Consider the following 23,034-nt stretch of genomic DNA (forward strand, 5'->3'; position numbering starts at 1 on the left):
CCGTCGTGTCCGGCAGTGGGCCCGGTCGAGCGCAGTGGGCCCGGCCGAGCCGAGTCGCCCGACGCGCGGCGCGCCGGGCCGCCACTGCCCGCCGGCATACGGCGAACGGCGCCCGGGAACTCACCGCAACGCACGAGACCGCGGACCCCGTACGTGACGTACGGTGCCCGCGGTCTCGGCGTGCGTTGTGTATGCCGCTCAACCCTCGGAGGGGTTACGCGGACTTGCGGCTGTCCCGCGGATGCACCGCGATGTTCATCGCGCCGGAGCGAAGAACGGCCAAACGCTCCTCGAGGACCTCTTCGAGCTCCTCGCGAGTGCGCCGCTCCATCAGCATGTCCCAGTGCGTGCGCGCGGGCTTCGCCTTCTTCTCCTCAGGGCCGTCGCCGTCGACGAGAAGTGCCTGGGCCCCGCAGACCTTGCACTCCCACTCCGCCGGAATTTCGGCCTCCACCGAGAAGGGCATCTCAAATCGGTGCCCCTTCTCGCATGCGTACTCCACGGCCTGGCGCGGGGCCAGGTCGATGCCGCGGTCCGTCTCATAGCTGGTCACTACGAGGCGTGTGCCGCGAAGAGCTCGCTCACTCATGAATCGTGCCTCCCGGGCTTGTCGCCCACAGGACAGGTGTCGCTGTCGTCGTCATCCGGTCAACGTCCGGTCGGCGGTAAAGATTCCCGTTACGGGTCATGCGTCGCCGTCGTAGCCGCCCCTTGTTGTACCCACCGTCGCCCGGTTTGTCACATCTTGCATCAGATGTCACCCAACGCTTCAGTGTCATTGACGCGCAGTAACGGTACGCCAGGCAGGCCAAACGCGTACACTACCGCTCTTTGGCCCCGGACGCTAAATCCTCTCGGGTACGGGATTGCCCGCGTCGCGGATCGCCTGCCGGATCGGGACCCGCGCGAGCAGGACGAATCCGAGGGCGAAGAAGACCACGAGCGAGATGATGGCGTCCCGATAGCTTCCCGTCAGCTGGTAGGTCAACCCGAACAGCAGCGGGCCGAGCCAGCTCATTCCGCGGTCGCTCATCTCGTACGCCGAGAAGTACTCGGCCTCTTTGCCGCTCGGTACGAGATGCGAGAACAGGGAGCGCGACAACGCCTGGCTGCCGCCCAGGACCAGTCCGATGCCGGAGGCGAGGACGAAGAACCACACGGGCGCGCCCGCGGGCAGGAAGTACCCGGCGCCGAGGGTGAGCGTCCAGGCGACGAGCGAACCGAGGATGGTGCGTTTCGCGCCGTACGTGCGGGCCAGCCGGCCCATGCCGAGTGCGCCCCCGACCGCGAGCACCTGGACCAGGAGTACGGCCACGATCAGGGTCGACTGGCTGAGGCCCAGCTCCTCGGAGCCGTAGACCGAGGCCTGGGAGATGACCGTCTGGATGCCGTCGTTGTAGATGAGGTAGGCGAGCAGGAAGGAGAGCGTGAGCGGTTTGCCGCGCATGTCGCGCAGCGTGGCGGCCAGCTGCCGCCATCCGTGCGTGGACGCCTGTCCGGTGGAGGCCGTACGGCGGTCGCGCAGCCGCCTCAGCGGTACGAGGGTGAAGGCGCCCCACCAGACACCCGCCGAGGCGAGACAGATCCGCACGGCCGTCGCCTCGGAGACGCCGAAGCGGTCATGGGCCGTGAACAGGATCAGGTTCGCGACCAGGACCAGCGCGCCCGCCGCGTATCCGAAGGCCCAGCCCCGGGAGGAGACGGCGTCGCGCTCCTCGGGCGGGGCGATCTGCGGCAGGTACGAGTTGTAGAGGACCATCGAGACGGCCAGCGAGGCGTTCGCGACGATCAGCAGCAGTCCGCCCAGCAGATAGCGGTCGCCGTCCAGGAAGAACATGCCCGCGGTGGCTCCGGCGCCCAGATAGGCCGCCGCGGCGAGCAGCGGCTTCTTGCGGCCCGTACGGTCGGCGGCCGCGCCCGCGATCGGCATCACGAAGATCGACAGGATGACGGAGGCGGAGACCGCGTACGCGAAGAAGGAACCGGCGCGGACCGGGACCCCCACGGGATGGACGAACCCGTCCGCGTCCGCCGCGTGCTTGGCCACCGCTGTCAGATAGGGGCCCAGGAACACGGTGAGCACGCTCGTCGAATAGACGGAGCAGGCCCAGTCGTAGAAGTACCAGCCGCGTTGTTCTCGCCGGCGTTCGGCGGCCTCCTCGGCCGCCCCCGCCCGCACGGTGTCCGTGCTCACCCGTGCCCTCGCTTCTCCGTGCAGGACCGCGCGAGGAGGCTCAGAACCAGGTGCCCCGGTCTTCCAGGACCTTGCGCAGCGTGTCGATGTGATCGGTCATGATGCCATCGACTCCCAGGTCCAGGAGCCGGTGCATGCGTTCCGGTTCGTTCACGGTCCAGACATGCACCTGGAGCCCGCGCGCGTGGGCGGCCCTTACGAAGCGGCGGTCCACCACCGGCACACCCGACTGGGTCTCGGGCACCTGGGCCGCGACGGCGGAGCGGCGCACCGCGGCCGGTGCGCCCCACGAGCGCAGCCGCAGGTTGAGCACCCCGCGGGTGCCGAAGGACGTGGCCAGGCGCGGCCCGGCCCGATGCTGGGCTCGGACCACGCGCGCCTCCGAGAACGAACCGACGCAGACCCGGTCCCAGGCGTCGCTGCGGTCGATCAGATCGAGCAGCGGGAGGAGAGCGGGTTCGGCCTTGACGTCGACGTTCCAGCGCACATCGGGGAAGGTCTCGAGCAACTCCTCGAAGAGGGGTACCGGCTCCTGGCCCGCCACGCGCGCCTGGCGTACGTCGTCCCAGGGGAGGTCCGCGATCCGGCCCGCGCCGTCCGTCACGCGGTCGAGGGTCGCATCGTGGAAGGCGACCAGCCTGCCGTCCGCCGTGGCGTGGACATCGGTCTCGATGTAGCGGTAGCCGGCGTTCTCCGCCCGCCGGAACTGGGTCAGTGTGTTCTCCAGACCGTCCGCCGACCCGCCGCGGTGCGCGAAGGGGATCGGGCCGGGATGGTCGAGGTACGGGTGAAGGGTGCGGAAGCTCACCCGGGCAGTATGGCGCGCTCCGGTCGACCGGTGGCAACGACAGCGCTGCCGGCCGGTGCCGGACGGGCGGCGAACACGCGCAGGAAGAGCTGGGCGAGGGGCCCGATGGCGACGGCGTACAGCACCGTGCCGACGCCGACCGTGCCGCCGAGCGCGAAGCCGGTCGCGACGACGGCCACCTCGAGGACCGTGCGCACCAGCCGGACCGAGCGGCCCGTACGCCGGTGCAGTCCCGTCATCAGACCGTCGCGGGGACCCGGGCCGAAGCTGGCGGAGATGTACAGGCCCGTCGCCACGCCGTTCAGCACGATGCCCGCCACCAGCAGCGGAATCCGTACGGCCAGGGCGTGCGCGTCCGGGACCAGCGCGAGGGTGCCGTCCATGGCGATGCCGACCACGAAGACGTTGGAGACGGTGCCCAGGCCGGGGCGCTGGCGCAGCGGGATCCACAGGAGCAGCACCGCGGCGCCCACGATGATCGACACCACGCCGATCGTCAGACCGGTCAGCTCGGCGAGGCCCTGGTGCAGCACGTTCCACGGCTCCAGCCCGAGACCCGCTTCCACGAGGAGCGCCGAGCTCGCGCCGTACAGGGCGAGGCCGGCGTAGAGCTGGACGAGGCGGCGTGGAAGCCGTCCTGGTCCGGGAGCCTCGGCAGGTGCGGACTCGGAACGTCTGGACACGGGATGCCCCCAGTGGTGGTAGTGGCCTGGCGCATGACACTCTGTGGCTTGAGAAGTGGTCGCATCCATGGCCAATTCGGGGAAGGTGGACTGGAATCATGGCGCAGTGGACTTCGGCGGTGGGGGCCGCACAGCTCGCCCGGCTCCTCAACTCCCAGCAGGAGCGCCCCGCGGGGCCGGGCACCCGCCGTCCGCCCGCGTATCGCGCGCTCGCCGACGGTGTCCGCCTGCTCGTGCTCGAAGGGCGGGTCCCGGTCGCCGCGCGACTGCCCGCCGAGCGGGAGCTGGCGCTGGCCCTGTCCGTCAGCCGCACGACCGTCGCCGCGGCCTACGAGGCGCTGCGGGCCGAGGGCTTCCTGGAGTCCCGCCGCGGAGCCGGCAGCTGGACCGCGGTCCCCGCCGGAAATCCGCTGCCCGCGCGCGGTCTGGAGCCGCTGCCTCCCGAGACCCTCGGTTCGATGATCGATCTCGGCTGCGCGGCGCTCCCCGCTCCCGAGCCGTGGCTGACCCGCAGCGTGCGGGGCGCCTTGGAAGAGCTGCCGCCGTACGCGCACACGCACGGCGACTACCCCGCCGGACTGCCCGCGCTGCGCGCCATGCTCGCCGAGCGGTACACGGCGCGCGGCATCCCGACCATGCCCGAGCAGATCATGGTGACCACCGGAGCGATGGGCGCGATCGACGCGATCTGTCATCTCTTCGCCGGCCGCGGTGAGCGCATCGCCGTCGAGTCGCCCTCCTATGCCAACATCCTCCAGCTGATGCGCGAGGCCGGTGCCCGGCTGGTGCCCGTCGCGATGGCCGAGGGGCTGGCCGGCTGGGACATGGACCGCTGGCGCCAGGTCCTGCGTGACGCGGCCCCCCGGCTCGCCTACGTCGTCGCCGACTTCCACAACCCCACCGGGGCGCTCGCCGGCGAGGACCAGCGGCGCGGCCTGGTGGACGCGGCGCGCTCGGCGGGCACCGTCCTGGTCGTCGACGAGACGATGAGCGAACTCCATCTGGACGAGGGCCTGGAGATGCCGCGTCCCGTGTGCGGCTTCGACCCGGCGGGCTCGACCGTGATCACCGTGGGCTCGGCGAGCAAGGCCTTCTGGGCGGGTATGCGGATCGGCTGGGTGCGGGCGGCCCCCGACGTCATCCGCAGCCTGGTCGCCGCGCGCGCGTACGCCGACCTGGGCACGCCCGTGCTGGAGCAGCTCGCCGTGAACTGGTTGCTCAGCACGGGGGGCTGGGAGCAGGCGGTCGACATCCGGCGCGGCCAGGCCCGCGAGAACCGCGACGCCCTCGTCGCGGCCGTCCGCAGGGAGCTGCCCCGGTGGGAGTTCTCGGTGCCGCACGGAGGCCTCACCCTGTGGGTGCGCACGGGCGGTCTGTCCGGTTCGCGGCTGGCCGAGGTCGGTGAGCGCGTCGGCGTGCGCGTGCCCTCGGGACCCCGGTTCGGGGTGGACGGCGCCTTCGAGGGGTACGTGCGGCTGCCGTTCACCGTGGGCGGGGCGGTCGCGGAGGAGGCGGCGACGCGGCTGGCCGCGGCGGCCCGGCTGGTGGAGACCGGCGCGAGCGGAGGGGACGAAGGACCGCGGACGTTCGTGGCCTGACGGCTCGGACCAGGAGCGGCACGGACGACGGAGCGGCGGACGACGGAGCGGCACGCATGACGGACGGGCCGGAGACTCACCAGGAGTCTCCGGCCCGCGCGCGAGAAGACCTTGGGGGAGGTGCCCCTACCCCTCCGCCACGGCGACTTCGGCGACCCCGGCGACCTCCGAGGGCGCCTGTGCCGTGTCTCCCGGAGTGGTCCGCTCCGGGAGGAGGTCGAGCACCGCCCGCCGGTGCGTCTCACTCGTCGCGTCGTCGTACGGGTCCGGTGTCGCCGGGACCTGGAGGCGCAGGACGGGCCCCGTGCCCAGGCGGGCGTAGCCGCGGCCGGGCGGGACGTCCCGGGTCGGCGTGGTGTGCGGGGGCGCTCCCAGGATCGATTCCAGCTGGGCGGCCGAGGCCGGCCCGAGCACCACGCGCGCGCGGGTGTGCTGGCGTACCGCGTCGCTGAGGAGGTCGAGGTGCTCGAAGTGCTCGGCGACCACCACCGTGACGCCCGCCGCGCGGCCGTGCCGCAGCGGGATCTGGAGCAGGTCCTGCGGGTCCCCCCGTCCGTCGGCGGCGGCCAGGTGACCGAGCGCGCTCGGCCGGTCCAGCAGGATCCACAGCGGGTTCTTGATGTCGTCGGGGGCGGGATGCCCCGCCTGACGGGCGCGGTTCGCGGCGGTCAGCCGCCGCTCCGTCTCGTGCGCCGCCCATTCCAGACTGCCGCGCGCCCCGGTCGCCGAGGACTCGACGGCCAGCACACCGTCGCGCCCGGTGAGGCACGCGTACTCGCCGGTGCCTCCGCCGTCGACGATGACGACATCGCCGTACCGGAGGGACTGCAGGGCGATGGAGCGCAGGAGGGTGGTCGTGCCGGTGCCCGGTTCGCCCGCGATCAGCAGGTGCGGTTCGGTGGAACGGGCGCCCGTGCGCCAGACGACCGGCGGGACGTCGCGCTGTTCCTCGCCGTAGGTGAGGGGGAGTGTGCGCTGGACGTCGGCCGGATCGGTGAAGCCGAGGACCGTCTCGCCGGGCGCGGTGACGAAGCGCTGGGCGGCGATGTCGGTGGGGAGGGGCGGCAGGACCGTGACGGTGAGTTCGTTGCCCTCCTCGTCCCAGTCGAAGTGGTACTCACGGCCGCGACCCGACTTGGCGTGCAGAAGCTGCTCGATACGGGCGCGGGAGTCCGGCTCGCCGTCCGTGAAGTACGCCGGGTAGCGGACGAGGAGACGGGAGACGCGGCCGTCGTCGTCGAAGTCGTACGCGTCGAAGGCCTTCTCCCAGTCGCCGCCGTGGGCGTAGAGGGGATCGGGGTCCTCGGCCGCGGAGAAGTACGGGACGAGGGCCTCGTAGAGGGACTGGAGACGTCCCGTCTGTGCCTCGTCGGGACCGGTCGGGGGCGGTGGGGTGCGGTCCCGGCCGGTCCAGGCTGCCGCCGCCATCAGGCTGATGACGGCGAGCAGCGGTCCGTACGGCACCAGGGCCACGACCAGGATCACCGAGGCCACCAGGAACAGCAGCGGCCCGCGCCGGTCCTTGGGGGTGGCGGCCCACTTGCGCCGTCCGGCGGCTGCCAGCCGGCGCAGTCCACGGGTGACCGTGATCAGTGGATGGAGGACATCGGTGGCGCTGTCGGCTGCCGTCCGGGCCAGCTCCCGGCTCTTGGCGATCTGTGCGGTGCCATTGCTGAGGATGCGGGGGAGAGGGCGCCGAGCCACTGCTGTCTCCTGAAGGTGCGTACGAGGTGGGGACGTCGTCAGAACTTGATCCCGCCGAGGAGGCCCGCGAGGCTCTCCCCGCCGGCCTTGATGCTCGGCGCGATGGCCGTGCTCGCGAGGTAGAAGCCGAAGAGTGCGGCCACCAGGGCGTGCGACGCCTTCAGTCCGTCCTTCTTGAAGAAGAGGAAGACGATGATGCCGAGAAGGACGACGCCTGACATGGACAGAATCATTTGATCTCTCCTGGTTCGTGGGGACAGTCACCATGAGTTGTTCCAGGATCACAGCATGTATCCATACGATAAAAGGTGCAACAGGGTGAATTTCGGAAGATTTCACTCACCTGGTGGAGCCCTCTTGGGCCGCCTGAGCTGGTCTCTTGCTCCCGATGCACCCTTTGTGATCTTTGCCGCGGGCGGTGCCTGTCATGTGCCGTCGGAGCCAGTACCCTGTCGATTCACCCGAACGGTTGCAGTGAGAGGCGGTCCGGCCGATGAGTGAAGCCCCCGACCCCGAGGTCGTGGAGCTGGCGACCAAGATCTTCGATCTTGCGCGACGCGGCGAGACGGAGACGCTCGTGGCGTATGTGGACGCGGGCGTTCCGGCCAACCTCACCAACGACCGCGGCGACTCGCTCGTGATGCTCGCCGCCTACCACGGTCACGCGGAGGCGGTCGGCGCCCTGTTGGAGCGCGGCGCCGAGGCCGACCGCATCAACGACCGGGGTCAGACCCCGCTCGCCGGAGCCGTCTTCAAGGGTGAGGAAGCCGTCATCAGGGTCCTCCTGGCGGCCGGCGCCGATCCGGCCGCGGGCACCCCCTCGGCCGTCGACACGGCGCGCATGTTCGCCAAGACGGACCTGCTCGAACTGTTCGGAGCGCACTGAACCGAACGCTCTGACCAGGCGAAACGCAAGAAAAAAGGGAGGCGGAACGGGGCCGCCGGAAATACGGTCGCGGCAGGAAGAACCGCCGGGTCATCATGACGACGTGATTCACGGACGCGATGGCTGGGCAGAAGTTGCCGCACCGCGCGGGCCGTGACGCGGCCCGCATGGGCCACCGACGAGAGGCAGAGGAAGATGGTCTACAGCAAGCAAGAGACGGCGGGCGCTCCGACGTGTTGTCACGCGGCCAGGTAATGCAGGATCCCGGTTGCGTCGACGCTTGATGTGAGGCTGTTTCCCATGTTCGATCCGGTCATAGCGCCCAGCGGAACCCTGCTCGGCCTGCTCCAGAGGGGCCGCGGCGACGGCACGCTGCACGCGCTCACCGCACCGCGAGCCGAAGCGCTCGCGGCACTGAACCACTGCGTTCTGCGAGACCCCCGCCATGACTGGCAGGTGGAGAACCGCTCCCTGTACTACGCCCGTCTCTACCTCGATCTGAGCGGTGAGCTCGACGAGATCGAGCGGCACCTCTTCGACGCCGAGGACGTCCTCGACGACTGCGAGTCACGCACGGGGCTCGCCCTCGCGGTCCTCGGACATCTCGCCTCCTACGGCAGGCTGGACGCGCTCGCGCTGCTGCGCAGGTACGCCGCCGCCGGCACCAACTGGGCCTGGGCCCTCGACGAACTGGCCCTGCGCGACGACGACGCGGGCCTGCGCGCCCTCGCCGTCCCCGTGCTCGCCCGCTTCCCGGCCGACGCGGAGGGCGAGGCCGCCCTCGCCACCGCCGTACGCGACTCCTTCGAGCCACGGCCCTGGCGGCTGTGGGCCGACGACCCCCGCGCATCCGTCGCGGCACGCGTGCGTGCCGCCCAGGAAGCCGGGTCCTTCGACCGCTGGCAGCGCCAGATGCGGCCCACGGGACCCCGCCCGGGCTGGAGTGTCCGCGCCGTCTTCGAGTGGGCCCAGCAGGGCATCGACCGCGGAGCCGCGCTGCACGTCCCGGCCGCCCGCTGCCTGACCGCCGTCGCCGGGCCGGAGGACCGTCCCGAGATCGTCGAGGCCGCGCGCCAGGGCACCGAGGGGGCCCGCTGCACGGCCCTGCGCTATCTCGCCGACAGCAATGATCCGGACGCCCTCGACCTGATCGAGGCAGCGGTCGCGGCCGGTCCGACGGCCGTCGCCGAGGCCGCCGTCGACGCCTTCGAACGGATGCGGAGCGTCGCCGCGGTCGACCGCGCGCGGGGCTGGGCGCACCGGCCCGACCCGCTCGGCGCCGCCGCCGGCCGCATGCTCGCCTGCCGGGGCGGGGCGCAGGACCGGGACCTCGTGCTGGCCGCCCTGCGCGAGGCGGTGCGGGGCGAGGGCCCCGACGCGCCGACCCTGTGGACCCTCGTCGACGGCACCGGACGGCTCGGCATCGCCTGCGCCGCCCCCGTGCTGCGGCACATCTACCGGGAGACCGCGTCCTCGCATCTGCGTCAGCGCGCCGCCCGCGCCCTGGCCGTCACCGATCCCTCCTTCCCCGCCGGCTTCGCCGTCGAGTGCCTGTGGGACTGCGAGGAGACCACCCGCGAGACCGCCGCCCGGCACGCCGAGACGGGTGACGCGCGCGTGGTGGATCAGCTGCGCCGGCTGGCCGCCGATCCGGCCGAGGAGGCCGAGGTCCAGACAGCGGTACGGAGCCGGATCGGGCCTGACATGCCGGCCGTATGAACGTTCGGTGACCCGGGAGTCAGGGGTGCGTGGACGGGGGCTGACCTGGACGGGGGCGGAGTGCAACGCTCACGGGACGTTCATCGTTCGCAAAGATCCACGTTGACGCGGCCACGTCCAGTGCGGCGAGAACACCCGTATGCGTGTCGTCATCGTGACCGAATCCTTTCCCCCCGATGTGAACGGCGTGGCCCACTGCGCGCTCCAGACCGCCCGGCACCTCGTCGATCGCGGTCACGCTCCCCTGGTCGTCGCCCCGGCCACCTCCCCCAGGTTCCCGGCTTCCCCTGAACCGGGAGTGACCCCCGCCGGGAGCGGCCCCGACGCCCTGGCGCCGTGCCCGGTCGTCCGCGTCCCCTCCCTCCCGCTCCCGGGCTACCCCCAGGTCCGCGTCGCCCTCCCCAGCCGACGCGTCGCCGCGGCCATCACCGAACACCGCGCCGACATCGTCCACCTGGCCAGCCCCTTCATCCTCGGCGTCCGCGGCATGGCGGCCGCCTCCCGGCTCGGCATCCCCGCCGTGGCCGTCTACCAGACCGACCTCGCCGGATACGCCCGTACGTACATCAGCGCGGGCGAGGCCACCGCGTGGCGGCGCATCCGCTCCGTGCACGCGGCGGCCGACCGGACCCTCGCGCCGTCCAGCGCGGCCCTGCACGACCTGGAGGCACACGGCGTGCCCCGGGTGCGGCTGTGGGCGCGCGGCGTCGACACGGTCCGCTTCCGCCCCGAGCACCGGGACGAGGCGCTCCGCCGCGAACTGGCGCCGAACGGCGAACTGATCGTCGGCTACGTCGGTCGGCTCGCCCCCGAGAAGCAGGTCGAACTGCTCTCCGGGGTGTGCGGACTGGACGGCGTCCGGGTCGTCGTGGTCGGCGACGGACCCAGCGAAGCCACCCTGCGGGGCGCGCTCCCCGGAGCGGTCTTCCTCGGCCGGCGCACCGGTGACGAACTCGCGCGGATCTTCGCGTCACTGGACGTCTTCGCGCACACCGGCCCCTTCGAGACCTTCTGCCAGACCGTGCAGGAGGCCATGGCCAGCGGAGTGCCCGTCGTCGCGCCCGCCGTCGGAGGACCGCTCGACCTGGTCGCCCACGGGCGCACCGGGCTGCTGGTCCCGCCGCGCGACAGCGCCGCCGTACGGGACGCGGTGCGCACACTTGCCGCCGATCCCGCGCTGCGGGCGGCCTACGGCGCCGCCGGACATGCCATGGTCGAGGGCCGCACCTGGGCCGCGGTGGGCGACCAGCTCATCGGCCACTACGAGGACGTGCTGACCGCGCGGAAGCTGGTGGCGGCATGAGTCTGCGCATCGTACGGCTCGCCAACTTCGTCGCCCCCGCCTCCGGGGGCCTGCGCACCGCGCTGCGGGAGCTGGGAGCCGGTTATCGGGCGGCCGGCCATGAACCGGTGCTGGTCGTACCCGGTGAGCGCGCGAGCGACCGTGACACCGAGCAGGGGCGGGTGATCACGCTGCCCGGGCCGCTGCTGCCCGGGACCGGCGGCTACCGCGTCCTCACGGACAAGCGGCGGGTGGCCCGCCTCCTGGAGTCGCTCGCCCCCGACCGTCTCGAGGTCTCCGACCGCACCACCCTGCGCTGGACCGGAGTCTGGGCGCGGCGGGCCCGGGTGCCCGCGGTGATGGTCTCCCACGAGACCGCCGACGGTGTGCTGCGCACCTGGGGACTCTCCGAGGGGCTGGCCCGGCGGACCGCCGACGCCCTCAACGTCCGTACCGCGCACTCCTACGCGCGGGTGGTGTGCACCACGGAGTTCGCCGAGCGCGAGTTCGTGCGTATCGGCGCCCGCAACGTCGTACGCGCCCCCCTGGGCGTCGATCTGGTGAACCGGCACCCGGCACTGCGGGACCCGGCGCTGCGTGCCCGCTACGCGCGCGCCGACCAGGCCCTGCTCGTGATGTGCTCGCGGCTCTCGGTCGAGAAGCGTCCCGGTACGGCGCTCGACGCCGTGGAGGCGCTGCTGCGACGCGGAGAGCGCGCCGTCCTCGTCGTCGCCGGCGACGGACCGCTCAGGGCCCGGCTCGAACAGCGGGCGAGGGACCGGCGGCTGCCCGTCACCTTCCTCGGGCACATGGCCGACCGCACCCTGCTCGGTTCGCTCCAGGCCTCGGCCGACGTGTGCCTGGCGCCGGGACCCGCGGAGACCTTCGGGCTCGCCGCCCTGGAGGCGATGGCCTGCGGCACCCCCGTGGTCGCCAGCTCGCTCTCCGCCCTGCCGGAGATCGTCGGCTCCGCCGGAGCCACCGCCTCCGACAGCGGGGACTCCTTCGCGGACGCGGTACGGCTGCTCCTCGGCCGCACCGAGAGCGAGCGCAGGCAGGCCGCACGCGCGCGTGCCGAGTGTTTCGGCTGGGACGCGGCCGTCGCGGGCTTCCTCGCCGCGCACGACGCGGTGGTCCCGACCCGGCCGCGCCTCCAGGAGGGCGCGGCATGAGACCGGTGCGGTTCGTCGCCCTCGGGGACTCGCTCACGGAAGGCGTGGGCGACCCCGTCGGGGACCGGTGGCGGGGGTGGGCCGAGCTGCTCGCCCCCGGGCTCGCCCCGGCGGGCATCCCCGCGCGGTTCACCAACCTAGCGGTCAGCGGTGCGCAGACACGGGACGTCCTCGAGCGGCAGACCCCGGCGGCGCTCGCCCTGGAGCCCGACCTCGTCTCCGTCGTGATCGGCGTCAACGACACCCTGCGGTGCACGTTCGACATCCATGCCGTGGCCGAACGGCTCGACAAGGTGTACGCGGCGTTCCGCGCGCGGGACACGGTCGTGATGACGGCCTGCCTCCCGGACCCCGGCTCGATGCTCGGGCTGCCGGGAGCCCTGGCCCGCCCGCTGGCCCGGCGGCAGCGCGCGGTCAACGCGGTCGTGCACGCCCTCTCCGAGCGGCACGGGGCGACGCATCTGCACGCGGCGGAGGAGGAATGGCTGAGCGACCGCGCCGTGTGGAGCGCGGACCGGCTGCACCCCGGGGAGCTCGGGCACCGCCGGCTCGCCCTGCGCTTCCACGCCCTGCTCGCCGAGGAGGGCGTCGCGACCGGGACCACGCCCTCGGCCGAGCCCGAGTTCCCCGCGCCGACCCGCTCGGCGAGCCTGCTGTGGCTGGCCACCGCGGGAACGGGATGGGTGGCCCGGCGCTGTACGGACCTGCTGCCCCAACTGCTCACCCTGGCCGCGTCCGAAGTGCGCCACCGGGCCCGGGGCACCAGCGCCCGCCTCGACCTGAGCGCCTCGCACGCCGTCGCGTCCGCCTTGGCCGCCCTGTCCGTGGCCGAACAACCGGACGTGGCATGACGGACGGATGGACGGATGGACGGATGGACGGGGGGACGGATGGACCGATGGACGGAAGGGCGCAGGAGGTGCGGGGCACGCGTGGCCCCGGTGCCCCGAACACCGGCGTACGTGCCCCTGACGGCCTCAGCGGCGGCGCACGGCCACGAAGCGCACCGGGGTTCCCGGGACCGCCTGAGCGGCCGCGGGGAGGTCGGTGCCGCGGACGACCGCGATCACCGGATACCCCCCGGTGGTCGGATGGTCGGCGAGAAAGACGACCGGGCAGCCGTCGGGAGGTACCTGGACGGCACCCAGCACCATGCCCTCGCTGGGGAGTTCGCCGGAGACGGCTCGCTCCAGCGAGGGCCCTTCCGTCCGCAGGCCGATACGGTTGCTCGCCGACGACACCCGGTAGGCGCGGGTCGTGAGCGTCCGTACGGCCGACTTCGTGAACCAGTCGTCGCGCGGGCCGAGCGTCACGCGCAGGACCAGCTCGGCGGGCGGGGCGCTGTGCGGAACGACGTCCACGCGCGCGTGAACGGCGCCCGGACGCCCCAGGGGAAGCACCGCGCCGTCCGTGAGGGGCGCGGGTCCGAGACCCGAGAGAAGGTCGGTCGAGCGGCTGCCGAGCACCGGCTCGACCGCCACGCCACCGGACACGGCCACATAACTCCGCAGCCCCGCGCGCGCGGGACCGATGTCCAGCAGCGCACCGGCGAGCACCCGGACAGGAGCTCCCCACGGAGCCGGGCGGCCGTCCACCGTGACTGGGCAGGGCGCTCCGGTCACCGCCACGGTGACCGTCGAACGGGGGCGCAGGGCGCAGCCGTTGAGCGTCGTCTCCAGCACGGCCGCTTCGGGGGGATTGGCGACGAGCCGGTTGGCCAGCGCCGCCGCCGGCGCGTCCAGCGCTCCGGAGCGCGGTACGCCGAGGTGCGCGTGGCCCGGTCGTCCCTGGTCCTGGACGGTGGTCAGCGCTCCGGCCCGCACCACCGCGAGGGCCCGGTCGCTCATGGACGACCCGCCGGTACGAAGCGGACGCGCGCGCCGGGGGCCAGCAGCGCGGCCGGTACGCGCGCGTGGTCCCACAGCACCGCGTCCGTCGAGCCGATCAGCTGCCAGCCGCCCGGCGAACTGCGCGGGTACACCCCCGTGTACGGGCCCGCGAGCGCCACGGAGCCCGCGGGAACCGCCGTCCGCGGGGTCGCCCGACGCGGCACGTCGTAGTGTGCCGGCAGTCCCGTGAGGTAGCCGAAGCCGGGTGCGAACCCGCAGAAGGCGACCCGGAATTCGGTCGCCGCGTGGATCTCCGGCACGTCGCGCACCGCCACCCCCCAAAGGGCCGCCACATCCGCCAGGTCGGGACCGTCGTAGCGTACGGGGATCTCGACGGCGGCGTCCGCGCGCGTGTTCAGCGGGGGGATCTCCCAGCCGGGCAGCCGCTCCGCGAGACGCGCGGGATCGTCCAGCCCGTCCAGGAGCACCGTGCGGGCCGCCGGGACGATCTCCCGCACGGAGAGCGAGCCCTCCGCGCGGCGCCGCAGCAGCTCGGCGTGCAGGGCCTGGGCGGCCTCCCCCGAGGAGACCTCGACGAGCAGCGCCCGGTCCCCGACAGGCAGGGCCTTCATGCCGTCGTCGGCGGACACCGTGTCCGCGCGGCGGCCACCGCCGCCTTCGCCGTCGCCGGCCGGCCGAGCGCTCACGCGAACGCCTCCACGCGCACGCCCGAGGACTCCAGCCGGGCACGCACCCGGCGGGCCAGGTCGACCGCGCCCGGAGTGTCCCCGTGCAGGCACAGCGAGCGGGCGCGGACCGGAACCCGCTCCCCGGAGTGGGACGTGACCACTCCGAAGCGGGCCAGGCCCAGGGAGCGTTCCACGACCGTCTCGGCCTCGGTGATCACCGCGCCCTCCTGGGTCCGCGGCACCAGAGTGCCCTCCTCGGTGTACGCGCGGTCCGCGAACGCCTCGGTGACGACGGGCAGTCCGGCACGCTCGGCCACCTTCAGGAAGCGCGAGGACGGCAGCCCCAGGACGGGCAGCCCCCCCGCCCCGCTCCCGGCGCCCGCGAGCACCACGCCGTCGACGACCGCCGCTGCCTGCTCCTCGTCGTGCACGACCCGGTTGTAGAGCGCGCCGTGCGGCTTCACGTACGCCACGCGCGAGCCGGCCGCGCGCGCGAAGACCTCCAGGGCGCCGATCTGGTAGGCCACTTCGGCCGCCAGCTCGTCGGGCGGCACGTCCATCGCGCGCCGCCCGAACCCCGCCAGGTCGCGGTAGGAGACCTGGGCGCCGATCCGTACACCCCGCTCCGCCGCCAGCTCGCACACCCGCCGCATGGTGGCCGCGTCCCCGGCGTGGAAACCGCAAGCCACATTGGCGCTGGTGACGACGGACAGCAGCTGCTCGTCGTCGGTCAGTCGCCAGCGGCCGAAGCCCTCGCCGAGATCCGCGTTGAGATCGATGGGGGTCATGAGCTGCCGTGTCTCCTCTTCCGGCCCGTTCAGGCCACTCGGTACTGCTCGTCGCGGGTGTCCGTGAGGAACATCTGCCCGGGCGCGTGGGTGATCGCGAACGGTGGCCGGGACGCCATCACGGCCGCCTGGGGCGTGACTCCGCACGCCCAGAACACCGGGATGTCGTCCGGGGCCGCCGTCACCGGATCGCCGAAGTCGGGGCGCGAGAGATCCTCGATGCCCAGCACCGACGGTTCCCCGCAGTGCACGGGACCACCGTGCACGGCGGGCAGCAGGCTGCTCTCCCGGATCGCCGCGGCCAGGTGCTCGGGCGGCACGGGGCGCATCGACACGACCATCGGCCCGTGCAGCCGCCCCGCGGGGCGGCACTGACGCGCCGTCACGTACATGGAGACGTTGCGGCCCTGCTCGATGTGGCGCATCGGGACGCCCTCCGAGCTCAGCGCCCACTCGAAGGTGAAGCTGCATCCGATCAGGAAGGACACCAGGTCGGACCGCCAGTAGGCGACGACGTCCGTGGGCTCGGCCACCAACGTGCCGTGCTCCCACACCCGGTAGCGCGGCAGGTCGGTGCGCAGGTCCGCGCCCGTGGCGAGCGGAGTGGTCCAGGAACCGGCGTCGGTGACGTCGAGGACGGGGCACGGCTTCGGGTTGCGCTGGCAGAACAGCAGTGTCTCGTACGCCCAGTCGGCGGGCACGGAGATGAGGTTCGCCTGGGTGTGGCCCGCGGCGATTCCGGCGGTGGGGACCGACAGCCCCGACCGGAACCGCCGGCGCGCTTCTTCGGGGGTCCACGCGTGCGCGTGACCGTCGATCGCCGACAGGCTCCGCGAGGGGCTCCCGGCGAGGGCCGGGGGCCGTACCTGGACGGTGTCGTTCACAGGAGCTCCTTGCCACGCGTCTCGGGGAGTCCGATCAGGGCGACCGCGGCCAGGGCATAGCCGATCGCGCCGAACACCAGCGCGCCGCCCACGCCCCAGCTGTCGGCCAGGAAGCCGACCGTGGTGGGGAAGGCGGCGCCGACGGCCCGCCCGGTGTTGTACGTGAAGCCCTGTCCCGTGCCCCGTACAGCCGCCGGGTACAGCTCGCTGAGGAACGAGCCGAAGCCGCTGAAGATCGCCGACATGCAGAAGCCGAGCGGGAAACCGAGCACGAGGAGAAGGGTGTTGGAGCCGCCGGGGATGTTCGCGTAGGCGAGGATGCACGCCGCGGAGAGGATCGCGAAGAGCAGGATGTTGCGCTTGCGCCCCAGTTTGTCGGTGAGGACACCGCCCGTGAGGTAGCCGAGGAAGGCTCCGGAGATCAGGAGCGTCAGATAGCCGCCGGTGCCGACGACGGACAGTCCGCGCTCCGTCTTCAGGTAGGTGGGCACCCAGGTGGCCAGCGTGTAGTAGCCGCCCTGGACGCCGGTGGAGAGCAGGACCGCGAAGAACGTGGTGCGCAGCAGGCCCGGGGCCTCCGCCGTACCGGGCCTGAAGATCGCGGTGAACGATCCCTTGTCCGCGCTCCGTTCGCGGACCGCGGCCGCCTCGGGGGCGTCCTGCACCCGGTGCCGGACCCAGACCACGAGCAGTGCGGGCAGCGCGCCGGTCCAGAACATCACCCGCCAGGCGATGTCGTCGTCGAGGAACTGGAAGACCAGCGTGTAGACGACCACCGCCAGGCCCCAGCCGACGGCCCAGGCGCTCTGGACCGCGCCGAGTGTGCGCCCCCGGTGCCGGGGGCTCGCGTACTCGGCGACCAGGATCGCGCCGACCGCCCACTCGCCGCCGAAACCGAGGCCCTGGAGGGCGCGGAACACCAGCAGCGTCTCGTAGTTGGGCGCGAAACCGCAGGCCACCGTGAACACCGCGTAGGTGATCACGGTGATCATCAGTGCCTTGACGCGTCCGATCCGGTCCGCGACCACCCCGGCGACGGCGCCGCCGACCGCGGAGACGACCAGCGTGACCGTGGTGAACAGACCGGTCTGGCCGCTGTCGAGACCGAAGTAGGCCGCGAGGGCGACCATGCTCAGCGGCAGGGTGAAGTAGTCGTACGAGTCGAGGCCGTAGCCGCCGAACGCGCCGCCGAAGGCGCGCCGGCCCCGCGGGCCGAGTGCGCGCAGCCAGCCGAACGCGCCTTCCTGAGCGGTGGGTTCACCCGCGACGGGTGGGGTGCCGGCGGTCAGGGCCTGGGATGGAGGGGTCGTGCTCATGGGCACCTCGCAGTGAGGGACGGAGCGTGCATGAGGACTGAGCCGTGCCGTGCGGAAGCCTTGGGTGCCTTGGTGGTGCGCAGTGGTGCGCCGCAGTGCGGAGCGGTGGTGCGCACCGAGAGCCGTGCGGAGAGCCGTGCGGAGCGGTGTGCACATGCGGTGGTCCGGTGGCGCCTGTCCGACAAGGTAGAGGATCGTTGAACGATCCCTCAATACCTATGTTGTTTCGTTCTTGTATCTGCGATTGAATTCGGGCATGGCAGAGCTGACGGAACTGGCCGACGATCGCGCCCTGTTGGGGCGCACCAGCACCGCCGAGCGGGTCTCGGACATCCTCAGGAGCCGGATCGCCGAGGGCTTCTTCCCGCCCGGGACACGGCTGTCCGAGGACAGCATCGGCGGTGCGCTCGGCGTCTCGCGGAACACGCTGCGGGAGGCTTTCCGGCTGCTCACGCACGAGCGGCTGCTGGTGCACGAGCTCAATCGCGGTGTCTTCGTACGGGTGCTCACCGTCGAGGACGTCGAGGACATCTACCGCACCCGCGCCCTCGTCGAGTGCGCCGTGGTCCGCGGGCTCGGCAGGCCGCCGTACGCCGTGGACGGGCTCGCCGAGGCCGTCTCCGAAGGGCAGCGGGCGGCTCGCGAAGGTGACTGGAAAGGGGTGTCGACCGCCAACATCCACTTCCACCGCGAGCTGGTCGCCCTCGCCGGCAGCGCCCGCACCGACGAGGTGATGCGCAGCGTCTTCGCCGAGCTGCGTCTCGCCTTCCACGTGGTGGACGACCCCCAGCGGCTCCACGAGCCCTATCTCGCACGCAACCACGAGATCCTGCGGACCCTCCAGGCGGGCGACGGGGACGGCGCGGAGCGCCTTCTCGCGGGCTACCTCGACGACTCCCTCAAGGGCCTCGTCGAGGTCTACGCCCGCCGGGTGGCCGACGGGGGGCAGGACACCGACTGACGCGGGGGCCTCCGGCGCGGGTGCCGGAGGTCGTGGCCGACGCGGGGCAGGGGATCCGTGGGCCGGCGGCACCGGCCTGCCGGGCCGGCCCGGTGGTGCGGGGCAGGCCCGTGTGTGGTGGTGGGGCCGGTGTGGGGTGGTGGGGTCGGGGAGGGGCCGGGGGCGGCGGTCGCTTCTGCGCCGTTTCGACCGTTGTCGGACCGAGGACCTAGTCTGTGCACCGTGACTTCGCCTGCATCGACGGACAGCGCTCCGCCCCAGCTCAGCGCGGGGCCGCGCCCGGCGCCGGGCCCGGCCGCCGACGAGGGCCTGGCGCGGCGGCTGCGCGCGCTCGCCTGCACGGCGCCGCTGCACGACCTGGACGTGCGCAAGGCGAACCTCGCGGGCGAGTACACGGTGTACGGCATGGCCGAGGTCGCCCTCGCCGCCATCGATCTCGTCACACTGAACATGGACTTCGACACGGGCGCCGACCACGACCAGATAGTGGCCAGGCTCATCCCGCGCATCGCCGCCCAGGCCCCGCGCCGCCCGGTCGTCGAGCACGAGCGGGTGGCCCGCTGGGTCCTCGAGAACCTGATCAACGTCGGCAGCGTCGACCGGGGCTTCCGTGCCGTGTACGGCACCTTCGCGCCCGACGGCACCTATGTGCGCCGCGACTACGACTTCAAGCTGATCGAGGAGGTACCGGGCTACGGGGGGAGCGTCTACCTCCGTACGACCGACGAAGCGGTCAACGTCCTCGTCGGCGCCCTCGACACCGACGTCACCAGCGCGCAGATCGCCGCCGAGGTCAAGCTGGAGGTCCTGATCAGCCGCGGCCGGCTGGCCGACGCCCAGCTCGCCGCCGAGCAGGCCCGCTACCGGACCGTGCAGTACGCGGAAACGCTCCGCAAGGCCCTCGACGCGACCCGGCGCAATGTGCGGGCCGTCGACTGGCTCCAGGCCGTCCCCGACATGATCGCCGAGGCCCTGGACCACGTGGCCGACCGCTACCGCCACGAGAACGCGATCCTCACGAACATCCGCAAGGCCCGGGACGAGTCCGAGGACGCCGAGCAGAAGCGGCGCGCCGCCGAGCTCGTCGACATAGTCAAGGACTGCATCCGCAGGCACACCCAGCTCCAGTCCCGCCTCCTGGAGGCCGGCCCGCTGTTCCGCGCCGAGCAGGACCGGCAGGCCTTCGGGACCCCCATGACGACCTCGGGGATCGACCTCTACGGACACCTGGTCGCTCCGGTGCTGCCCCTGCCGGTGGAGCGGGCGCTGCGCGTCACCGACGCGTTCTTCGCGCGCGGGACGGGACTGCGCACACCTGTCGCCGTACGCGTCGGGGACCTCGTCGACATCCTGCTGACGCCGCCGCTGGAGCGGGAGCACCTCGGGGCCGAGATGCCCGAGCCCGATCTGATCGCGACACCGGACGACAGCCGGTTCAGCGAGGGGCAGCTCGCCTCCGCCATGGAACTGCTGAATCTGTCCCCGGACGCGCCGCGCCGGTTGTCCGGGCTGCTCGCGGAGGCCCGCCTCCGCGATCCCGAGCTGCCGTATCTCGTGGCACTCCTGGCCGTGCACGCCGCGAGTCCGCCGGTCGGCACCGCCTACCGGCAGGGCGAGGAGCGCCTGCTGTTCGCCGTGGACGACGGGACCGAGCTGGACGATCCGGAGTTCGGCGGGGCCGACCTGATCGTGGGCATGGCCCTGCTCGACGCGGCCGGGATGAAGGCGGACCGGGCATGAACGGTCCGCCGCACCAGCTCGGGCACAGCGGGGCGCCCCCGGTCCTCGCGTCCGCCCCCGTCCTCACCTCCAGCCGGATCCTCACGTCCAACTGGATCCTCGCGACGAGCCCGATCCCCACGTCCGGCCGGATCCTCGCGACCCGCTGGATCCTCGGGTCGGGCCGGAACTTCGGATCGGGCGGCCGGATCTTCGGGTCGGGCCGGATCTTCGGGTCGGGCCGGATCCTGGGGTCGGGCCGGATCTTCGGATCGGGCGGCCGGATCTTCGGGTCGGGCCGGATCCTCGGGTCGGGCCGGATCTTCGGATCGGGCGGCCCGATCCTCGGGTCGGGCCGGTTCCTCGGGTCCGGCGTCGTCGGCCGCGTCCGTCCGACGAAGCCCCGGCCGGCCGGTCGGCCCGCCCCGTGCGGGGCACCGGCCCGCACCCTCGTAGGCAACCCCGTACTTCCGAACAAGGAGCCCCAGCCGTGACCGAGCACGTCGAGTGGAGTGAACCGGAGGCCACCGCCGCGCCGGCGAACGCCCCCGTCACACCGGCCGACGCCGCCGACGCGGCGCGGCTCGTGGCCTTCGGGCTGCAGCCGAAACTGCAGCCCGCCCGCGACCAGGAGTACGCCGAGCTGCTGCGCCGCTATCGCGAGGACCCGCCCTTCGCGCGGCTCGCCGACGCGGTCGCCGCCGGCCTCGGGCTGATCGTCCTGGAGGTGTCCCCACGCGCGGGGATGGCGGTGACCGCCGCCGAGGACTCGGTCTTCGCCGTCCGCATGGGCGACTACGCGCGTCGCGCCTCGGCCGACTCCGGGGACCGCTTCCTGCACGGACTCGCCCACCTCGCCGTGGCCGCCCTGGCCTTCCCTCGCCCCGAGGACCTCGCGGACGACGGATACATCGGCCGCGTCTCGGTCAACGGCGTCGACGCGTTCGTACGGCAGGCCTGCCGACGCCTGGAGGAGCGGGCCGAGGAGACCGGCGAGAACACCGACCCGGCAACCGACGCGCCGGGCCTGGAGGCGGCCTGGCGGATCTGGGCGCGCCGCAGCTCCACCGGCGCCACCAAGGACGCCCGAAGACTGGCCGGCTCGACGACCGGCATCATCGCGAAGGCCGTCACCTTCCTCACCGAGTCCGGTTTCCTCCAGCGCACCGGGGACGACGCCGGCGGCACCTACCGCACGACGGCCCGCTACCAGCTCCAGGTCCGCGACATGGCGGGCAGCGCGGCCATGGCCGAACTGCTGGAGCTGGGCATCGTCCCGGTGACCGACGGCACGGCGACGCTGCTGCCCGCGGAGGACTCCGACGACCTGGAGCTGGCCGCCGGAGCCGGACTGCCCTTCCACTCCTGACGTCCGCCGGCCGCCCCCGGCTCCTCCCACGACCTCACCCCCTCACGACTACGAGAGTCCGCCGCCATGTACGAGCTGTCCCGGGTCCGCCTCTACTCCATCGGGCCCGCCGGTGCGCGCTATGCCGACACCGTGCTGGATCTGCGCGGTGTCGGCGAGCCCGTGCCCGACCCCGCGCCCACCCAGGCGGAGTTCTTCGAGGAGGAGCCGGTCGGCCCGCCCCGCCGGCCCGCGCCCGCCGGCGTGCTCTTCCTGGAGAACGGCGGCGGCAAGTCGGTCCTGCTCAAGCTGATCTTCTCGGTGATGCTCCCGGGACACCGCAACACCCTGGGCGGCGCCAGCTCCGGCGTGCTGCGCAAGTTCCTGCTCGCCGACGACTGCGGACACGTCGCCCTGGAGTGGCAGCACACGCTGACCGGCGAGTGCGTGGTGGTCGGCAAGGCGAGCGAGTGGCGGGGGCGGCAGGTCTCCAACGACCCGCGGAAGTTCGCCGAAGCCTGGTACTCCTTCCGTCCCGGTCCGGGACTCAGCCTGGACAACCTGCCCGTCGCCGAGGCCACCGCGGTACGACCGCCCGTCGAGGGCGCCTCCGGCGCGCGGGGGCGGCGGCGCACCATGAAGGGCTTCCGCGACGCGATCACCGAGGCGGGCAAGGTGTACCCGCACCTCGAAGTGCACTGGGAGGAGATCCACGACCGCTGGAACGAACACCTCGGCGATCTGGGCCTGGACCCCGAACTCTTCCGCTACCAGCGGGAGATGAACGCCGACGAGGGTGAGGCCGCCGGCCTCTTCGCGGTCAAGAAGGACTCCGACTTCACCGATCTCCTGCTGCGCGCGGTCACCGACACCCGTGACACCGACGGGCTCGCCGACCTGGTCGGCGGCTTCGGCAACAAGCTGGGGCGCCGCGCCGAACTCATCGCCGAACGCGACTTCACCGCCGGTTCCGCGGATCTGCTCGGCCGGATCGTCGACGCCGCCGAGGCACGAGCACGCGCGCGTGACATCCACACCGGCGCCGAGCGGCGGACCCGGACGCTGGCACGCCGGCTGTCCGCGCGGGCCGTACGGGAGCGCGTGCGCGCCGGTGAGCTCGCCCAGCGGGTGACCGCCGCCGCGTACTCCGTCACCCATGCCGAGGGTGCCCGCGAGCGCAGCGCGCTGATCGCCGCCGAACTCGCCTACCGCCACGCCTCGCTGGCCCTCGCCGGCGCGGAGAAGTCCGCTGCCGCGCAGAAGCGCGAGCTCGCCGACGCGCGCACGCTGCACTCGGCCTGGCAGGCCGCCGAGGCCGTGCTGCGGCATCGCGCCGCCGCCGACCGCTCGACCCGCGTGGCCGACGCGATCCGCGAGGCCGAACGGGACGCCGCTCCCGCGCTCGCCGCCCGCGCCCGGGCCGCCGTCGACCTCGTCCGCGCCCTGCACCGGGC

General features: G+C 72.9%; 21 protein-coding genes and 1 pseudogene. 11 read left to right on the forward strand and 11 right to left on the reverse strand.

The annotated features are described in order from the left end of the window. Positions 1-214: 214 nt before the first annotated feature. From ACFWBT_RS28955 to ACFWBT_RS28970, 4 genes are all read right to left on the reverse strand, one after another. A complete protein-coding gene (locus tag ACFWBT_RS28955; protein WP_081223278.1) occupies positions 215-589 on the reverse strand; it encodes an RNA polymerase-binding protein RbpA in 375 nt (124 codons plus the stop codon). A gap of 255 nt (positions 590-844) precedes the next feature. Continuing rightward, the gene (locus ACFWBT_RS28960; protein WP_385705651.1) at positions 845-2,194 is read right to left on the reverse strand and encodes an MFS transporter; all 1,350 of its coding nucleotides are present in this window, start codon (positions 2,192-2,194) and stop codon (positions 845-847) included. A gap of 40 nt (positions 2,195-2,234) precedes the next feature. Next, entirely contained in the window at positions 2,235-3,002 is a 768-nt protein-coding gene (locus ACFWBT_RS28965; protein ID WP_385705653.1) for a glycerophosphodiester phosphodiesterase, read from the reverse strand. Continuing rightward, complete coding sequence (locus ACFWBT_RS28970; RefSeq protein ID WP_385705655.1) at positions 2,999-3,685, reverse strand: YitT family protein; 687 nt, start codon at positions 3,683-3,685, stop codon at positions 2,999-3,001. The genes ACFWBT_RS28965 and ACFWBT_RS28970 overlap by 4 nt, the downstream gene beginning before the upstream one ends. Positions 3,686-3,783: 98 nt before the next feature. Here ACFWBT_RS28970 and ACFWBT_RS28975 point away from each other — a divergent pair, with 98 nt between their 5' ends. Continuing rightward, positions 3,784-5,283: a PLP-dependent aminotransferase family protein gene (locus ACFWBT_RS28975; protein ID WP_356469272.1), complete on the forward strand. Its 1,500-nt coding sequence runs from the start codon at positions 3,784-3,786 to the stop codon at positions 5,281-5,283. Positions 5,284-5,409: 126 nt separating this feature from the next. Here ACFWBT_RS28975 and ACFWBT_RS28980 read toward each other — a convergent pair whose 3' ends face one another. Then, positions 5,410-6,987 (reverse strand): ATP-binding protein, encoded by a 1,578-nt coding sequence (locus tag ACFWBT_RS28980; protein WP_385705657.1) that lies wholly within the window; start codon positions 6,985-6,987, stop codon positions 5,410-5,412. 38 nt (positions 6,988-7,025) lie between these two features. Next, on the reverse strand, positions 7,026-7,220 hold the full coding sequence (locus ACFWBT_RS28985; RefSeq protein ID WP_037621052.1) for a hypothetical protein: 195 nt from the start codon (positions 7,218-7,220) through the stop codon (positions 7,026-7,028). Positions 7,221-7,480: 260 nt separating this feature from the next. On the opposite strand from ACFWBT_RS28985, the gene ACFWBT_RS28990 reads away from it, so the two are divergent. From ACFWBT_RS28990 to ACFWBT_RS29010, 5 genes are all read left to right on the forward strand, one after another. After that, positions 7,481-7,873: an ankyrin repeat domain-containing protein gene (locus ACFWBT_RS28990; RefSeq protein ID WP_385705659.1), complete on the forward strand. Its 393-nt coding sequence runs from the start codon at positions 7,481-7,483 to the stop codon at positions 7,871-7,873. Positions 7,874-8,173: 300 nt separating this feature from the next. After that, complete coding sequence (locus tag ACFWBT_RS28995; RefSeq protein WP_385705661.1) at positions 8,174-9,592, forward strand: HEAT repeat domain-containing protein; 1,419 nt, start codon at positions 8,174-8,176, stop codon at positions 9,590-9,592. A 139-nt stretch (positions 9,593-9,731) separates the two neighbouring features. Continuing rightward, a complete protein-coding gene (locus ACFWBT_RS29000) occupies positions 9,732-10,895 on the forward strand; it encodes a glycosyltransferase family 4 protein (protein WP_385705663.1) in 1,164 nt (387 codons plus the stop codon). Then, on the forward strand, positions 10,892-12,046 hold the full coding sequence (locus ACFWBT_RS29005) for a glycosyltransferase (RefSeq protein WP_385705665.1): 1,155 nt from the start codon (positions 10,892-10,894) through the stop codon (positions 12,044-12,046). Before ACFWBT_RS29000 ends, ACFWBT_RS29005 begins: the two co-directional genes overlap by 4 nt. Then, a complete protein-coding gene (locus ACFWBT_RS29010) occupies positions 12,043-12,897 on the forward strand; it encodes an SGNH/GDSL hydrolase family protein (RefSeq protein ID WP_385705667.1) in 855 nt (284 codons plus the stop codon). Before ACFWBT_RS29005 ends, ACFWBT_RS29010 begins: the two co-directional genes overlap by 4 nt. A 126-nt stretch (positions 12,898-13,023) precedes the next feature. Here the strand turns inward: ACFWBT_RS29010 and ACFWBT_RS29015 are convergent, their stop codons facing one another. The 5 genes from ACFWBT_RS29015 to ACFWBT_RS29035 all read right to left on the reverse strand — a co-directional run bounded on the left by ACFWBT_RS29015 (position 13,024) and on the right by ACFWBT_RS29035 (position 17,552). Next, positions 13,024-13,893 carry a biotin-dependent carboxyltransferase family protein gene (locus ACFWBT_RS29015; protein ID WP_385705669.1) on the reverse strand — a complete coding sequence of 290 codons (870 nt, stop codon included), beginning with the start codon at positions 13,891-13,893 and terminating at the stop codon, positions 13,024-13,026. Further along, entirely contained in the window at positions 13,890-14,507 is a 618-nt protein-coding gene (locus tag ACFWBT_RS29020) for an allophanate hydrolase subunit 1 (protein ID WP_385705683.1), read from the reverse strand. The genes ACFWBT_RS29015 and ACFWBT_RS29020 overlap by 4 nt, the downstream gene beginning before the upstream one ends. Positions 14,508-14,578: 71 nt before the next feature. Continuing rightward, on the reverse strand, positions 14,579-15,352 hold the full coding sequence (locus tag ACFWBT_RS29025; RefSeq protein WP_385705671.1) for a LamB/YcsF family protein: 774 nt from the start codon (positions 15,350-15,352) through the stop codon (positions 14,579-14,581). 29 nt (positions 15,353-15,381) lie between these two features. Continuing rightward, positions 15,382-16,179 (reverse strand): putative hydro-lyase, encoded by a 798-nt coding sequence (locus ACFWBT_RS29030; protein WP_385705685.1) that lies wholly within the window; start codon positions 16,177-16,179, stop codon positions 15,382-15,384. Positions 16,180-16,232: 53 nt separating this feature from the next. Further along, positions 16,233-17,552 (reverse strand): MFS transporter, encoded by a 1,320-nt coding sequence (locus tag ACFWBT_RS29035; protein WP_385705673.1) that lies wholly within the window; start codon positions 17,550-17,552, stop codon positions 16,233-16,235. A 256-nt stretch (positions 17,553-17,808) separates the two neighbouring features. Here ACFWBT_RS29035 and ACFWBT_RS29040 point away from each other — a divergent pair, with 256 nt between their 5' ends. From ACFWBT_RS29040 to ACFWBT_RS29060, 5 genes and pseudogenes are all read left to right on the forward strand, one after another. Beyond that, on the forward strand, positions 17,809-18,513 hold the full coding sequence (locus ACFWBT_RS29040) for a GntR family transcriptional regulator (protein WP_385705675.1): 705 nt from the start codon (positions 17,809-17,811) through the stop codon (positions 18,511-18,513). A gap of 222 nt (positions 18,514-18,735) precedes the next feature. Continuing rightward, on the forward strand, positions 18,736-20,253 hold the full coding sequence (locus ACFWBT_RS29045; protein ID WP_385705677.1) for a hypothetical protein: 1,518 nt from the start codon (positions 18,736-18,738) through the stop codon (positions 20,251-20,253). Next, a complete protein-coding gene (locus tag ACFWBT_RS29050) occupies positions 20,250-20,726 on the forward strand; it encodes a hypothetical protein (protein WP_385705679.1) in 477 nt (158 codons plus the stop codon). The genes ACFWBT_RS29045 and ACFWBT_RS29050 overlap by 4 nt, the downstream gene beginning before the upstream one ends. Beyond that, positions 20,723-21,601 (forward strand): hypothetical protein, encoded by an 879-nt coding sequence (locus ACFWBT_RS29055; protein ID WP_385705681.1) that lies wholly within the window; start codon positions 20,723-20,725, stop codon positions 21,599-21,601. Before ACFWBT_RS29050 ends, ACFWBT_RS29055 begins: the two co-directional genes overlap by 4 nt. A gap of 66 nt (positions 21,602-21,667) precedes the next feature. Then, positions 21,668-23,034 (forward strand): annotated as a pseudogene (locus tag ACFWBT_RS29060) (hypothetical protein); the annotation flags it as partial.

The organism is Streptomyces sp. NPDC060027, from assembly GCF_042737005.1.
GTDB lineage: Bacteria > Actinomycetota > Actinomycetes > Streptomycetales > Streptomycetaceae > Streptomyces.

What these genes read in the sequence shown, in the direction of transcription:
- ACFWBT_RS28955 (WP_081223278.1), bottom strand. Translation starts at nt 589, where the DNA reads ATGAGTGAGCGAGCTCTTCGCGGCACACGCCTCGTAGTGACCAGCTAT.
- ACFWBT_RS28975 (WP_356469272.1), top strand. Translation starts at nt 3,784, where the DNA reads ATGGCGCAGTGGACTTCGGCGGTGGGGGCCGCACAGCTCGCCCGGCTC.
- ACFWBT_RS28985 (WP_037621052.1), bottom strand. Translation starts at nt 7,220, where the DNA reads ATGATTCTGTCCATGTCAGGCGTCGTCCTTCTCGGCATCATCGTCTTC.
- ACFWBT_RS28990 (WP_385705659.1), top strand. Translation starts at nt 7,481, where the DNA reads ATGAGTGAAGCCCCCGACCCCGAGGTCGTGGAGCTGGCGACCAAGATC.
- ACFWBT_RS28995 (WP_385705661.1), top strand. Translation starts at nt 8,174, where the DNA reads ATGTTCGATCCGGTCATAGCGCCCAGCGGAACCCTGCTCGGCCTGCTC.
- ACFWBT_RS29000 (WP_385705663.1), top strand. Translation starts at nt 9,732, where the DNA reads ATGCGTGTCGTCATCGTGACCGAATCCTTTCCCCCCGATGTGAACGGC.
- ACFWBT_RS29005 (WP_385705665.1), top strand. Translation starts at nt 10,892, where the DNA reads ATGAGTCTGCGCATCGTACGGCTCGCCAACTTCGTCGCCCCCGCCTCC.
- ACFWBT_RS29010 (WP_385705667.1), top strand. Translation starts at nt 12,043, where the DNA reads ATGAGACCGGTGCGGTTCGTCGCCCTCGGGGACTCGCTCACGGAAGGC.
- ACFWBT_RS29015 (WP_385705669.1), bottom strand. Translation starts at nt 13,893, where the DNA reads ATGAGCGACCGGGCCCTCGCGGTGGTGCGGGCCGGAGCGCTGACCACC.
- ACFWBT_RS29020 (WP_385705683.1), bottom strand. Translation starts at nt 14,507, where the DNA reads ATGAAGGCCCTGCCTGTCGGGGACCGGGCGCTGCTCGTCGAGGTCTCC.
- ACFWBT_RS29025 (WP_385705671.1), bottom strand. Translation starts at nt 15,352, where the DNA reads ATGACCCCCATCGATCTCAACGCGGATCTCGGCGAGGGCTTCGGCCGC.
- ACFWBT_RS29035 (WP_385705673.1), bottom strand. Translation starts at nt 17,552, where the DNA reads ATGAGCACGACCCCTCCATCCCAGGCCCTGACCGCCGGCACCCCACCC.
- ACFWBT_RS29040 (WP_385705675.1), top strand. Translation starts at nt 17,809, where the DNA reads ATGGCAGAGCTGACGGAACTGGCCGACGATCGCGCCCTGTTGGGGCGC.
- ACFWBT_RS29050 (WP_385705679.1), top strand. Translation starts at nt 20,250, where the DNA reads ATGAACGGTCCGCCGCACCAGCTCGGGCACAGCGGGGCGCCCCCGGTC.